Consider the following 12,051-nt stretch of genomic DNA (forward strand, 5'->3'; position numbering starts at 1 on the left):
AAAGACACGTGTCAGATGCGACGGGAGCGCTTCAAAGCTCGCTATCGGGGAAGGAACAACATGAAAATTCGACCCGCTATCCCGGCCGGCCTGATCGGTGCCTGCGCAGTTCTGTCTCTCGCCGCGCTGCCGGCACTGGCGCAATCGAGCCGCCCGCCTGCCCAGGTCAAGATCACGAACGCCCGCACCGTGCCGCTGGATTCCCTTGAAATCACCACCTCGGGCGAGCAGCCCCGGCTCGTCGCCAAGCTCGCCAAGCCGCTCGCGCCAGGAAAAAGCATCGCCCTCAAGCTCAACAAGCCGACAGGCTGCAGCTACTATCTGCTCGGCAAGTTCAGCGACGAGGTCGAGAGCGACAATGACGGCGTCGACCTCTGCCGCGAGAAGTCGGTACGGCTGACCGATTGAGTAGCCGTCATCCCGCACGCGCTGCAGCATGGAATGTTGCTGCGCAGATGCGGGACCGTCTCTCGGACGGGGCTCCCACCCGTTCTCAGGAAGAGGCGCCTTCTCGTCACGCGGTCCCGTGTCTGCGCAGCGTCACTGCGTGCCGCAGCGCGCACGGGATGACGGGCGTTACGCCGTCGCGCCGACCCGCATCAGCTTGTAGGTGATCGAGTCGACCAGCGCCTGGAACGAGGCGTCGATGATGTTCGGGCTGACGCCGACCGTGGTCCAGCGCTCGCCGCGCTCATCGGCCGATTCGATCAGCACGCGCGTCACCGCATCCGTGCCGCCCTGGAAGATGCGGACCTTGTAGTCCACCAGGCGGAGGCCCTCGATCAGCGACTGGTAGCGCCCGAGATCCTTGCGCAGCGCGATATCGAGCGCGTTGACCGGGCCGGCCGAGCCCTCCGCCGCCGAGATCAGCACCTCGTCGCCGACCTTCACCTTCACGATCGCCTCCGAGAAGGTGACGAGCTCGCCCATCGCATTGTAGCGGCGCTCGACATTCACGGCGAAGCGCTCGACCTGGAAGAAATCCGGCACCTCGCCGAGGATGCGCCGGACCAGCAGGTAGAAGGAGGCGTCGGCGCCCTCGAAGGCATAGCCCTGCGCCTCCTTGTCCTTGACCTCCTCCAGCACCCGGCCGAGCCGCGGATCGTCGCGGCCGAGCGTGACGCCGATGCGCTCCAGCTCGGCCATGAGGTTCGACTTGCCGCCCTGGTCGGAGATCAGCACCTTGCGGGTATTGCCGGTCGCCTCGGGCGCGACATGCTCATAGGTGCGCGGGTCCTTCAGCACGGCCGAGGCATGGATGCCGGCCTTGGTGGCGAAGGCGGAGGAGCCGACGAAGGGCGCGTGCACATTCGGCGCGCGGTTCAGCATCTCGTCGAGGGCGCGCGAGACATGGGCGAGCTGGCCGAGCTGGCGCTCGTCGACGCCGAGCGAGAAGCGCTCGCGATACTTGTCCTTGAGCTTCAGCGCGCCGATCAGCGTGACCAGGTTGGCGTTGCCGCAACGCTCGCCGAGCCCGTTCAGCGTGCCCTGGATCTGGCGCGCGCCGGCCTCGACCGCCGCCAGCGAATTGGCGACGGCGCAGCCGCAATCGTCATGGGCGTGGATGCCAAGATGAGCGCCCGGCACGGTTTTCGTCACCTGTGCGACGATGGCGCCGATCTCGTCCGGCAAGGTGCCGCCATTGGTGTCGCAGAGCACCACCCAGCGCGCGCCGGCCTCATAGGCCGCGCGGGCGCAGGCGAGCGCATAGTCGGGATTGGCCTTGTAGCCATCGAAGAAGTGCTCGCAATCGAGCATGACCTCGCGGCCCGCCGCCTTGGCCGCCGCGACGCTGTCGCGAATGCCCTCCAGGTTCTCTTCGAGCGGGATCTCGAGCGCGACATGGACATGGTAGTCCCAGCTCTTGGCCACGAAGACGATGGCATCGGCCTTCGCATCCAGGAGCGCGGCGATGCCAGGATCGTTCGCGGCCGAGCGCCCCGCCCGCTTGGTCATGCCGAAGGCGGCGAATTTCGCGTTCTGCGTCGGCTTCTCCGCGAAGAAGGCGGTGTCGAGCGGATTCGCGCCGGGATAGCCGCCCTCGACATAGTCGATGCCGAGCTTGTCCAGCATCGCTGCCACGGCGCGCTTGTCGTCGAGCGAGAAATCGACGCCCGTGGTCTGGGCGCCGTCGCGCAGCGTGGTGTCGAAGAGGTGGACGCGCTCGCTCATAGGCGCGATCTCAGCCGGTAGCGCAGGACCTTGGGCATGACCATGGCGAGCATGACGAGCTTCATGGCAATCGAGAGCGAGCCACGCTTGCGAATCTTTACTTCTGGGGCGTTCATTCTTTTTCTTCTTTCGGTGGGGTGAGCAGCCGTCACAGGTTGACGGGGGTTACGGAGAGTTCAAGTTTCGACGGTTCGTAGGCGATCCTACCCTCGAGATCGTGCCAGAGCGTATCGCCGACCTCGTCGGGCCGAGCGAGAATATCGGCATTCCAGAAGCGGCGGATGCCCCTCACCCCAACCCTCTCCCGCAGGGGGAGAGGGGGCGCGGTCGCGGTTCATCGCTTCGCTTCCCAGGTCGTGACCGGCGCGCCGGTCGCTGGGTCCTTGCCGTCCTTGAGGGCGATGCCCATGGCGGCGAGCTCGTCGCGGATGCGGTCGGATTCGGCGAAGTTCCTGGCGCGCCGGGCTTCGAGGCGGGCGGCGATGAGCTCGTCCACGACCGCCTCATCGACCTGAAGCTCGGGCTCCAGCGCCTTCAGCCTCCCGGTGAAGCCGAGCAGGCCGAGGGAAGCGGAAAGGCGTGCGCGATCGGCGGCCGAGCCATCGACAGCCGCAGCCTTGAGCGCGTGCAGTTCCGCGATCACCAGCGCGGTGTTGAGGTCGTCACCGAGCGCCTCGACGAGGCCGACGGAAGGCGAGCCCTCCCCGGCCCCTTCGGCCGCGCGATAGAACTCGATCAGCGTGCGCTCGGCCTCCTCCAGCGCCTTCACCGTCCAGTCGATCGGCTGGCGGTAATGCGTCTTCAGCATCGCGAGCCGCAGCACCTCGCCGGGCCATGTCCGCCCGCCGAAGCCCTGCGTCTCCAGCAGCTCGTTGATCGTGACGAAGTTGCCGAGGCTCTTCGACATCTTCTCGCCTTCGACCTGCAGGAAGCCGTTATGCATCCAGATATTGGCCATGCGCGCGGAGCCGCCGGCGCCGCCGAAGGCGCAGCAGCTCTGGGCGATCTCGTTCTCATGGTGCGGGAAGACGAGGTCGATGCCGCCGCCATGGATGTCGAAGACGTTCTTGCCGGGATCGTCGCATTGCAGCCCACCGCCGAACGGCTCGAGCAGCTTCGCCATCGACATGGCCGAGCATTCGATATGCCAGCCGGGCCGGCCGGGCATCGCGATGCCGGCAGGCGACGGCCAGCCGGGATCGATGCCGTCGCGGCTCGGCTTCCACAGCACGAAATCCATCGCATCGCGCTTATAGGGCGCAACGTCGACGCGGGCGCCGGCCATCATCTCGTCGAGCGAGCGCCGCGCCAGCGAGCCGTATTTCGGCGCGTCCTTCAGGCCGGCCACGGCGGGAACATGGAAGAGCACATGCTCCTCGGCGACATAGGCGACGCCGCGGGCGATGAGGCGCTCGATGATCGCCTTCATCTGCTCGATATGGTCGGTCGCGCGCGGCTCGGAATCGGGCGGCAGGCAGCCGAGCGCCGCGATGTCCTTGTGGAACTGCGCGGTGGTCGCATGCGTGACCTTGCCGATCGCCTCGTTCAGCGCCAGGCCGGGAAAGTCGCGCGCCGCCCGGGCGTTGATCTTGTCGTCGACGTCGGTGAGGTTCCGGGCATAGGTGACATGCTCTGCGCCGTAGACATGGCGCAGCAGCCGGTAGAGCAGGTCGAAGACGATGACCGGCCGGGCATTGCCAATGTGAGCATAGTCATAGACCGTCGGGCCGCAGACATACATACGGACATGGGCGGGATCGACGGGGGTGAAGACCTCCTTCGTCCGCGTCAGCGTGTTGTAGAGCCGTAATGTTTGCGACATCGAAACGGTCCTGGCGAAAAGGCGACGGCAAGCAAGTCCTGGCCGCTGGCCGGGGCGCTGTTGTCGGTTCGCTTAGGACGAGGACGTGAGCAGCCGGCCAGCAAAAGCTAGCGGCAAATCAAGCAAATCCGGAGAATGGCCCGCGTCATGAAAAACTGATTGCCTGTGCGCGGGCTTTGCGTCAAGAGGGCGGCCCGTTTTGCTGCAGTGCAGCGCCGACACAAAAGCGCCATTCATTCAAATTTAACGAGCCGGAACCATCGTCATGAGTCGACGGTTCTTCGCCTGTCGGACCACCAGGAAACCACGAGAATGCGCCGCGCCATCGCCCTGATCGGCTTGTTCGGAATCATCGGTGCGGGCCTCTCGCTCGCCGTGCTGCCGCCGAGCAAGACCGTCGCTGCGCCCAATGCCAACCGCACCTTCATCATCCCGGCCAGCGACGGCTACGGCGTCGCCGATTGCTTGTCCTCCAAGTCCTCCGAATGCGGCAAGATCGTCGCCGACGCCTGGTGCGAGTCGCAGGGCTTCACCAAGGCGACCGCTTTCGGCATCGCCGCGCGCGAGGATTTCACGGGCACCGTGACGAAGGCGAGCGAAGTCGACCAGGCCGAGCAGCCGCTGACGATCACCTGCGGGGAGTGAGGTCGGCCTGCACGGCCTTGCCCGGGCGGTGAGCTGCCCACCAATCCCGTTGCCATTCTTCGTAGCCGAGGAGCTCGCCCTGACGACGCTCCCGTTCCTCGCTCCAGCCTTCGGTCTTGAGAGACTGCCAGAGCGCAAGATAGGCTTCGATCCGCCATTCCTCGTCCGGTAGCGCGATAAAGACGCGTCGGATGCCGTCGAAGCGCTGGCCGTCCACGACGCGTGGCTTAGCAAACGGCTCGTCAATCAGGCGCCTGACAACGCGGCCGCCGGCGACATAGGGATCGAACCGCGCAATCATCTCGTCGAACCAGTCGGCCGGATAGGCATCGCTGAATACAGCGAGCGGTTTCCTGCGCTCCAGCATCAAGGCGAGTTCGTACCCGGTGTGCACGAGATAGGGCACGTCGCGAAGCGGGTCCCAAGAAACGATCTGGACCGGGCCGAGATCGCGGGGAAAGGACAGGCCCGTCAGTCGCTGGAGCGCGGCGAGATCGTCGCCGTCGAGGTCGTAGATGCCGTCGAAATCGGGATCCTCGCCCTCCTCGATGCCGAGCGCGCGGCGAAGGGGGCCGGGATCGGCGATTGAAATACGCGCCTCCAGGACCGGGCAATCCGTCACCGGATCGCGCGCCTGCAATACGAACTTGTGCGGACGCGAGGCCGTTGCGGTCTCCCCGGCGCTCACCTCACCCATTCCGCGCATTTCGGTGCATCGCCCGTGCCGCCCCAGGGCATGATCGGCACCGTCGAGGTCGAGTTCTGCGGCGAGCCGTCGATCAGCTTGTCGGAATAGACCAGGTAGACCAGCACGTTGCGCTTGGTGTCGCAGCCGCGCACGATCTGCATCTTCTTCCAGATCAGCGAGCGGCGCTCGCGGAAGACGACATCGCCCTGCTCGAACTTCTCCTTGAACCTGATCGGGCCGATCTGGCGGCAGGCGAGCGAGATCTCCGAGACCTCCTCGGCGACGCCGAACATGCCGGAGACGCCGCCCTTCTCAGGCACTGTGTAGTGGCAGGCGACGCCCTCGACGATAGGATCGTCGACGCCATAGACGGCGAGCTTGTCGTCCGGGGTCAGCATTTTCCAGACGGTGGATTTCTTGAAGATCAGGTCTTCCTGCGCCGAGGCCGGTGCCGCCCATCCGGCCCAGGCGACCACAGCCGCCGCAGCGAGGGCGCGAATAAACATGATGCCGTGTGCGCGCATTTCGAAATCTCCGACTTCTCCGGTCCGCCGCGGCCGGATATGGGCTCTCGCAACCGATCGCGCCAGAGTCGCCGAACGAAAGCCTAGCAAGATGCAGCCGGTCCTCACCAGTGAGCGCCTGATCTTAAGGCCGCGGACCATGGCTGATCTGCAGCCGATCGCCGCGATGAACGCCGATCCCGAGGTGATGCGCTATATTGCGCCGGTCGGCGACCCGTTGATGGGCGTCGAGGGGCTGGCCAGGCGCAGCTTCACCCATGTCGAACAGGGCCTCGGCTATTGGAGCGTCAGCCACCGCGACGCCCCCGAGGCGTTCCTCGGCTATGTCGGCCTGATCCCGCAGCGCGAGGGGCGTGCCGAGATCGAGCTCAGCTATCGCTTCGAGGCACGGAACTGGGGCCAGGGCTATGCCGCCGAGGCGGTGCGCAGCCTGCTCGGCCACGGCTTCGATGCGCTCGCCCTGCGCGACATCGTGATCCTGACGCATCCGCTCAACGCAGCTTCGCTCCGGCTGGCCGAGCGGCTCGGCTTCAGCCGGGAGGCGGACCGGCCGTCCTGGATGATGGGCGATCCGCAGTTCCTCTGCGCCTTCTGCCGCCTGACCCGGGCTGCCTGGCTCGCCGGTTCACCGGCGCGCGCTCGATCATCGGACCGGATATCGTATCCGGTCAGATGATCCGGCTCCTTGTTTTCGCATCGGCTTTCTCCGAAAACCGCAAGCCACTTTTCGGGACGATGCGCCAGAGAATTTCCGCGCGTCCCTGAATCGCGGAAATTCTCTATCCCTTTGTTTTGACGAATTTTCTTCACGCGAACCGGGGTTCACTTCGCTCGAAAATGCTTGAGCGCTATTTCTGGGTGAAGAAGGCGCCATAGGCTTCCAGCGTCGCCGTGCGCTCGGCGATCAGCGTGGCGCGGCAGGTCGGGAAATGCAGGACCTGTCCTTCCCGGCCCCAGTCGCCATTGGCGTAGAACAGGCAGGATTTTTCCTTGAAGGCGTTCCAGGCGCGCTGCTCTTCGAGGAGGTCCGCCTTGGTCGCCGCGGGAAGCCCCTCATAGATGCGCTTCCAGGTGGTGTTGAGTGTCTCGTCCTCGCGCTTCAGCCATTCCGACCCGCACAGGCCCCAGGCCGTGTTGGTACCGTCGGACGCGTCGATACACTTGTCGTAGATATCATCGGCGGCAGCCGGCCTGGTCAGCGCCAGGACGAGGCCGCCCAGCAGGATCAGCACGGACAAGCGGTGCATCACAGGCCTCCACTTCTCGGGCCTATGCGTCAGGCCGCCAGCGGCTTGAAGGCCAGGTAGACCGCGGCGAGCGCGCCGACGATGCCGAGCGCGAACAGGACGAGCTTCACCTGCGTGAACCGGCTGGCGGTGGCGACGTCGCCGGGCTCGACCTTGGGATATTTGTCGAGCAGCCGGGCGATGGCGAAATTCTCGGCGACATCGCAAAGCCCGCCGAGCAGCCAGCCGCCGCCGCACAGGGCGGCGACCCACCAGGGATAGCCGCGCGTCAGGACGCCGGCGAGGATGAGGGCGCCGATGATCGCATAGACCAGCGCGAAGGCGACATCGGCCGGCAGCACTTTGCGGCGGTATTTGTTGCGCCGCTCCTCGCCATAGGCCGCGAAGAGCTTCTCGACATCGGCGGCGTTGAAGCCGTTCCAGTCGCTCTCGAGCATGCGCGCCACGCCCTGGCGGCTGGCCCAGAGGCCGGTGAGCCAGAACATCAGCATCACCAGGACCGGCCCCCAGACGAAGAAGCCGAGCGGGATCATGGTGGAATAGAGCGGAACGGACTCGAGCTCGGTCATCTTTGAGAGGGCTCCGGCGGGCAGGCGAAGGCGAGACTAGCCCGCCTCGCGCGCAAGCGCCAAGGCCTGACGCAGAATCTCGATATCGCCGATGTGGTTGGCCAGGATCAGCACGAGCCTGGCATTGAGCGCCGCGCTCTCGGCCTCGCTGAGATGACGATGCGCCTCGGCGATCAGGCGATAGGCGGCGTCGGGATCGCTGAACCGGGAATGAGTGGCAAGCTCGTCGACCAGCGTCATGGCTCACGTCCCTCGAGTCGCTCGATCGCGGCCGCGACCTCGGCGCGCGTCGGATGATGGAAGCGGGCGGCGACATGCCCGTCCGGCCGCAGCAGGTAGGCATCGCCCGGCGCCAGGGCATAGCGGCGGATGAGGGCCTCGTCCGGACCGGGGGTTATGCCGATCACGGTCACGCCCGCCGGCACGAGCGCCTCGGCATCGAGGCCATGGCCGAGCAGCACCGGACCGCCCTCGCCCAGCGCCTCGCTCAGCCAGGGCCGCGCAGCAGCGCTCAGCGGCGCATCGACGAAGGCCGCGCCCGGCGGAATGCCGCCCTGCCAGGCGCGATCCGGCGTCGAGAGCGGCGAGGCCTCGTAGGCGGTCGGAAGCGAGAGCCGACCGGAATTGACAAAGCGCTTGGCGAAGCCGGTGCGCGGCGCGAGCGCCAGCGCGGCATCGCGCAGGATGCGCTCGCCCGGCGAACGCGGCGCGATGAAATCGGTGGCGCGGGTCGAGTTCAGGATGTTCTCGTCGGCGGCCTGGATGCGCTCGCTATCGTAGCTGTCGAGCAGGGAGGCCGGGCTCCTGCCCTGCAGTACCAGCGCCAGTTTCCAGCCGAGATTGTCGGCGTCCTGGATGCCGGAATTGGCGCCACGCGCGCCGAAGGGCGAGACCTGATGGGCGGCATCGCCGGCGAAGACGACGCGGCCATGGACGAAGCGCTCCAGCCGGCGGCAGTGGAAGCGGTAGACCGAGACCCATTCCAGCGCGAAATCGCCATGGCCGAGCATGTGCTCGAGGCGCGGACGGACCGTCTCCGGATGCCGCTCATGCTCGGGATCGGCATCGCGATCGAGATGAAGATCGATGCGCCAGATATCGTCGGGCTGCTTGTGCAGCAGCGCCGACTGGCCGGAATGGAAGGGCGGCGCGAACCAGAACCAACGCTCGGTCGGGAATTCCGCCCGCATCTTCACATCGGCGATCAGGAACTGGTCCTCGAAGGCCTCGCCATGGAAGTCCAGCCCGAGCCGGGACCGCGTCGGCGAGCGGGCGCCGTCGCAGGCGACGACCCAGGCGGCATCGAGCCGATAGGGACCGTCCGGCGTCTCGATGGTGAGGGTGGCGCCGTCATTGCGGGGCGCGATATCGCTCAGGCGGTTCGCCCAACGCAGATCGACCAGCGGCTCCGCCTCGGCCGCGTCGGCCAGCGCCGCCTCGACGTAATATTGCTGGAGATTGATGAAGGCCGGCTGCTTGTGGCCGGGCTCCGGCAGGAGATCGAAGGCGTAGAGCTGGTCCTGCCCGTGGAAGACCTTGCCCGTCTGCCAGGTGACGCCCTTCGCGACCATCGCCTCGGCGAGGCCGAGTCGGTCAAAGATCTCGAGCGTGCGCTTGGCGAAGCAGATGGCGCGCGAGCCCTCGCCGATCCGGTCTGAATCATCCAGCAGGACGACAGGGATGGCGCGGCGCGCCAGATCGAGCGCCAGCGTCAGGCCGACCGGGCCGGCGCCGATGATAGCGACGGGGTGATGTGCGGGTGAGCGCGCATCCTGGTCGGCAGAGCGGCGATAGGCGAATTGGCGATAATGGCCGCCGACCATCTAGCGGAGAGCCTCCGGCCCCTCGATGCCGAGCGCAGCCAGCTCCGCCATGCGGCGCGGCCCGTCGAAGACGAGGAAGTATTCATCGAGCTGCGGCGGCGGGACGCCGGTCCCGGCGAGCATCGCATGGGCCTGGCCGCGATGGTGGATCTGGTGCTGGAAGAGATGGGCGAGCAGATCGTCGATGCGCTCCGGCACCATGCCCTCCTCGCCGCGATCGGTCTCGACCAGGCGCGGCAGCGAGGCCTCGTCCTGCGCGTCGCAAAAGGCGATCAGGCGGCGGTCGGTCGCAAGCTGGGCGCTGCGCAACGGGCCGGCGCCCAGCGGCTCGAACCTGTCGAAGATCGCGAGGCCGATCCCGCCCTCTTCGAGCATGTCGAGATAATAGAGATCGACCGAGAGATTATGGTTCAGCGTCGCGTGCAGCGAGGGGAAGAAGCTGGTACGCGTTGCCGTGAACTCCGCCTCGCCAAGCATCTCGCAGGCACCCAGCAGGCGATCATTCGACCAGGCATTGTTGCGGGCCGCCTTGCGGAAATGAAGCGCCGCCAACATCGCCCTACCCCCTGAGATCGACCCACATCTGCCGGTCGCGCTCGTCGGTCCAGATGCGGGGATGGTCGAGACCACCAGCCTCGTCATAGGCGCGCGAGACGTTGAAGGGCAGGCAATGCTCGAAGATGACCCAGCCGCCATAGGCCGGCTTCAGCGCGGCATGAGCGCGCTCGAAGGTCTCGCGCAGTGAATGGCCGGCGGCCCGGCTGCGCTTCACCGCCTCGTAGAGATCGCTCAGGAAGGCGCGCGTGCCCATGATGCCGTCGGCGACCATGGTTGCGCCGGTCAGAGCCGCGCCGCGGCCTGGCACCATCGCGGCCGAGCCCAGGGCCGCCAGCCGGTCGAGCGTCCCGGGCCAGTCGGTGAAATGCGCGTCGCCGCAATAGGGCGTCGCGCCGTATTCGACGAGGTCGCCGGCGAAGGAGACCTGCGCATCGGGGATCCAGGCGACGATGTCGCCGGCGGTGTGGCCACGGCCGAGCTTCATCAGCCTGACCTCGCGCTTGCCGAGCCAGATCGACATGCTGTCGGAGAAGGTCGTCGTCGGCCAGGTCAGGCCGGGGCGGATCGAATCGGCGCCGCGGAACAGGCGCGGGAAGCGGCCGATCTCGCTCGCCTTGTCCTGCTCACCACGCTCGACGATCATCTCGCGGGCGAGATCCGAGCAGATCATCTCGCGGGCGCCATAGGCCGGTGCGCCCAGCACGCGCACGGCGTGGTAATGCGAGAGCACGACATGGCTGATGGGCTTGTCGGTGACCTTTCGCACCCGGTCGATCACCGTCTGCGCCATGGCCGGCGTCGCCTGCGCATCGAAGACGAGCACGCTGTCATCGCCGACGACCACGCCGGTATTGGGATCGCCCTCGGCGGTATAGGCGTAGACGCCCGTGCCGATCTCGTCGAAGGAGATGGTCTTCTCGCCGAGATCGGCGCTGGAAGCGAAGGCGGGCTTGTCAGTCGCAGTCGTCTCAATCGACATGGGGCAGCACGTCCTGCTCGATGGCGCCGAAGATCGAATGGCCGGCGGAATCCTTCATCTCGATGCGCACGGTGTCGCCGAAACGCAGGAAGGGCGTCTTCGGTTCACCGGAGCGAATGGTCTCGACCATGCGCTGCTCGGCAATGCAGGCATAGCCGAGCCCGCCCTCCGCAACCGGCTTGCCCGGCCCGCCATCGCCATCGCGGTTGGAGACGGTACCCGAGCCGATGATCGTGCCGGCCGAGAGCGGGCGGGTGCGGGCGGCATGGGCGATCAAGGCGCCGAAATCGAAGGTCATGTCGATGCCGGAATCAGGCCGGCCGAAGGGCTGGCCGTTGAGCTGCGAGAGCAAGGCGCCCGAGAGCTTGCCGCCGGCCCAGGCGTCGCCCAGTTCGTCCGGCGTGACGGCGACGGGCGAGAAGGCCGAGGGCGGCTTCGACTGGACGAAACCAAAGCCTTTCGGCAATTCGCTCGCGATCAGATTCCGCAAGCTCACGTCATTTGCGAGCATGACCAGGCGGATCGCCGAAAGCGCCGTCTCCGGGCTCGCGCCCATCGGCACATCGCCGGTCACGACCGCGATCTCCGCCTCGAAATCGATGCCGTCCTCCTCGTTGCGGGCGCGGATCGGCTGGCGCGGGCCGAGTGAGGCGTCGGAGCCGCCCTGGTACATCAGAGGGTCGGTCCAGAAGCTGTCCGGCATCTCCGCCCCCCTCGCCTTCCGGACCAGCGCGACATGGTTCACGTAGGCCGAAGCGTCGAGCCACTGGAAGGCGCGCGGCAGGGGCGAGGCGCAATCATGCTCGTGGAAGCGGAAGGACGGCACCGAGCCGTGCTCCAGCCCCTCGGCGAGATCGGCCAGGCGCGGCGCGTGCCGCTCCCAGTCGTCGAGCGCGCCCTGCAGGGTCGCGACGACGGGGAAGGCATCGGTGGCGCGCGTCAGGTCCTTGGAGACCACGACGAGACGGCCATCGCGGCCATGGATGAGAGAGGCGAGTTTCATCTCTTTTCATTCCTAGCAGGA

At 66.8% G+C, this 12,051-nt stretch carries 15 protein-coding genes; 3 read left to right on the top strand and 12 right to left on the bottom strand.

The annotated features are described in order from the left end of the window. The first annotated feature begins 60 nt into the window (after nt 1-60). Nucleotides 61-408, top strand: coding sequence for a hypothetical protein (locus tag EV560_RS19585; RefSeq protein WP_131857479.1), 348 nt, complete (start codon nt 61-63; stop codon nt 406-408). Nucleotides 409-576: 168 nt separating this feature from the next. Here the strand turns inward: EV560_RS19585 and cimA are convergent, their stop codons facing one another. From cimA to cysS, 3 genes are all read right to left on the bottom strand, one after another. Beyond that, a complete protein-coding gene (gene cimA, locus EV560_RS19590; RefSeq protein WP_131857480.1) occupies nt 577-2,172 on the bottom strand; it encodes a citramalate synthase in 1,596 nt (531 codons plus the stop codon). Between the two features lie 148 nt (nt 2,173-2,320). Beyond that, the gene (locus EV560_RS35840) at nt 2,321-2,464 is read right to left on the bottom strand and encodes a hypothetical protein (protein ID WP_165923548.1); all 144 of its coding nucleotides are present in this window, start codon (nt 2,462-2,464) and stop codon (nt 2,321-2,323) included. A 42-nt stretch (nt 2,465-2,506) separates the two neighbouring features. Further along, nucleotides 2,507-3,994, bottom strand: coding sequence for a cysteine--tRNA ligase (cysS, locus tag EV560_RS19595; RefSeq protein WP_131857481.1), 1,488 nt, complete (start codon nt 3,992-3,994; stop codon nt 2,507-2,509). 312 nt (nt 3,995-4,306) lie between these two features. Between cysS and EV560_RS19600 the strand changes: the two genes are divergently transcribed. Beyond that, nucleotides 4,307-4,639, top strand: a complete 333-nt coding sequence (locus EV560_RS19600) for a hypothetical protein (protein WP_131857482.1) — start codon at nt 4,307-4,309, stop codon at nt 4,637-4,639. Here the strand turns inward: EV560_RS19600 and EV560_RS19605 are convergent. Together EV560_RS19605 and EV560_RS19610 are read right to left on the bottom strand one after the other, a co-directional pair. After that, on the bottom strand, nt 4,623-5,336 hold the full coding sequence (locus EV560_RS19605) for a hypothetical protein (protein WP_131857483.1): 714 nt from the start codon (nt 5,334-5,336) through the stop codon (nt 4,623-4,625). The genes EV560_RS19600 and EV560_RS19605 overlap by 17 nt on opposite strands. After that, entirely contained in the window at nt 5,324-5,851 is a 528-nt protein-coding gene (locus EV560_RS19610; RefSeq protein ID WP_131857484.1) for a CreA family protein, read from the bottom strand. Before EV560_RS19610 ends, EV560_RS19605 begins: the two co-directional genes overlap by 13 nt. Before the next feature lie 91 nt (nt 5,852-5,942). Between EV560_RS19610 and EV560_RS19615 the strand changes: the two genes are divergently transcribed. Then, on the top strand, nt 5,943-6,527 hold the full coding sequence (locus tag EV560_RS19615) for a GNAT family N-acetyltransferase (protein WP_282568868.1): 585 nt from the start codon (nt 5,943-5,945) through the stop codon (nt 6,525-6,527). 172 nt (nt 6,528-6,699) lie between these two features. Here EV560_RS19615 and EV560_RS19620 read toward each other — a convergent pair whose 3' ends face one another. The 7 genes from EV560_RS19620 to EV560_RS19650 are packed head-to-tail and all read right to left on the bottom strand — an operon-like array spanning nt 6,700 to nt 12,030. Then, nucleotides 6,700-7,098 carry a lysozyme inhibitor LprI family protein gene (locus EV560_RS19620; protein WP_131857486.1) on the bottom strand — a complete coding sequence of 133 codons (399 nt, stop codon included), beginning with the start codon at nt 7,096-7,098 and terminating at the stop codon, nt 6,700-6,702. A gap of 29 nt (nt 7,099-7,127) precedes the next feature. Then, a complete protein-coding gene (locus EV560_RS19625; protein ID WP_131857487.1) occupies nt 7,128-7,667 on the bottom strand; it encodes a hypothetical protein in 540 nt (179 codons plus the stop codon). A 36-nt stretch (nt 7,668-7,703) separates the two neighbouring features. After that, nucleotides 7,704-7,907, bottom strand: a complete 204-nt coding sequence (locus EV560_RS19630; RefSeq protein ID WP_165923550.1) for a DUF2783 domain-containing protein — start codon at nt 7,905-7,907, stop codon at nt 7,704-7,706. Beyond that, on the bottom strand, nt 7,904-9,490 hold the full coding sequence (locus EV560_RS19635; protein WP_131857488.1) for an FAD-dependent oxidoreductase: 1,587 nt from the start codon (nt 9,488-9,490) through the stop codon (nt 7,904-7,906). The genes EV560_RS19630 and EV560_RS19635 overlap by 4 nt, the downstream gene beginning before the upstream one ends. Beyond that, nucleotides 9,491-10,045: a DinB family protein gene (locus tag EV560_RS19640; protein ID WP_131857489.1), complete on the bottom strand. Its 555-nt coding sequence runs from the start codon at nt 10,043-10,045 to the stop codon at nt 9,491-9,493. Between the two features lie 4 nt (nt 10,046-10,049). Then, nucleotides 10,050-11,027, bottom strand: a complete 978-nt coding sequence (locus EV560_RS19645) for an MBL fold metallo-hydrolase (RefSeq protein WP_131857490.1) — start codon at nt 11,025-11,027, stop codon at nt 10,050-10,052. Beyond that, nucleotides 11,017-12,030: a fumarylacetoacetate hydrolase family protein gene (locus EV560_RS19650; protein ID WP_131857491.1), complete on the bottom strand. Its 1,014-nt coding sequence runs from the start codon at nt 12,028-12,030 to the stop codon at nt 11,017-11,019. Before EV560_RS19650 ends, EV560_RS19645 begins: the two co-directional genes overlap by 11 nt. Nucleotides 12,031-12,051: the final 21 nt, after the last annotated feature.

Source organism: Allobosea sp. BK604, assembly GCF_004341515.1.
Classification (GTDB): domain Bacteria; phylum Pseudomonadota; class Alphaproteobacteria; order Rhizobiales; family Beijerinckiaceae; genus Allobosea.

What these genes read in the sequence shown, in the direction of transcription:
- EV560_RS19585 (WP_131857479.1), top strand. Translation starts at nt 61, where the DNA reads ATGAAAATTCGACCCGCTATCCCGGCCGGCCTGATCGGTGCCTGCGCA.
- cimA (WP_131857480.1), bottom strand. Translation starts at nt 2,172, where the DNA reads ATGAGCGAGCGCGTCCACCTCTTCGACACCACGCTGCGCGACGGCGCC.
- cysS (WP_131857481.1), bottom strand. Translation starts at nt 3,994, where the DNA reads ATGTCGCAAACATTACGGCTCTACAACACGCTGACGCGGACGAAGGAG.
- EV560_RS19600 (WP_131857482.1), top strand. Translation starts at nt 4,307, where the DNA reads ATGCGCCGCGCCATCGCCCTGATCGGCTTGTTCGGAATCATCGGTGCG.
- EV560_RS19605 (WP_131857483.1), bottom strand. Translation starts at nt 5,336, where the DNA reads ATGGGTGAGGTGAGCGCCGGGGAGACCGCAACGGCCTCGCGTCCGCAC.
- EV560_RS19610 (WP_131857484.1), bottom strand. Translation starts at nt 5,851, where the DNA reads ATGCGCGCACACGGCATCATGTTTATTCGCGCCCTCGCTGCGGCGGCT.
- EV560_RS19615 (WP_282568868.1), top strand. Translation starts at nt 5,943, where the DNA reads ATGCAGCCGGTCCTCACCAGTGAGCGCCTGATCTTAAGGCCGCGGACC.
- EV560_RS19620 (WP_131857486.1), bottom strand. Translation starts at nt 7,098, where the DNA reads ATGCACCGCTTGTCCGTGCTGATCCTGCTGGGCGGCCTCGTCCTGGCG.
- EV560_RS19625 (WP_131857487.1), bottom strand. Translation starts at nt 7,667, where the DNA reads ATGACCGAGCTCGAGTCCGTTCCGCTCTATTCCACCATGATCCCGCTC.
- EV560_RS19630 (WP_165923550.1), bottom strand. Translation starts at nt 7,907, where the DNA reads ATGACGCTGGTCGACGAGCTTGCCACTCATTCCCGGTTCAGCGATCCC.
- EV560_RS19635 (WP_131857488.1), bottom strand. Translation starts at nt 9,490, where the DNA reads ATGGTCGGCGGCCATTATCGCCAATTCGCCTATCGCCGCTCTGCCGAC.
- EV560_RS19640 (WP_131857489.1), bottom strand. Translation starts at nt 10,045, where the DNA reads ATGTTGGCGGCGCTTCATTTCCGCAAGGCGGCCCGCAACAATGCCTGG.
- EV560_RS19645 (WP_131857490.1), bottom strand. Translation starts at nt 11,027, where the DNA reads ATGTCGATTGAGACGACTGCGACTGACAAGCCCGCCTTCGCTTCCAGC.
- EV560_RS19650 (WP_131857491.1), bottom strand. Translation starts at nt 12,030, where the DNA reads ATGAAACTCGCCTCTCTCATCCATGGCCGCGATGGCCGTCTCGTCGTG.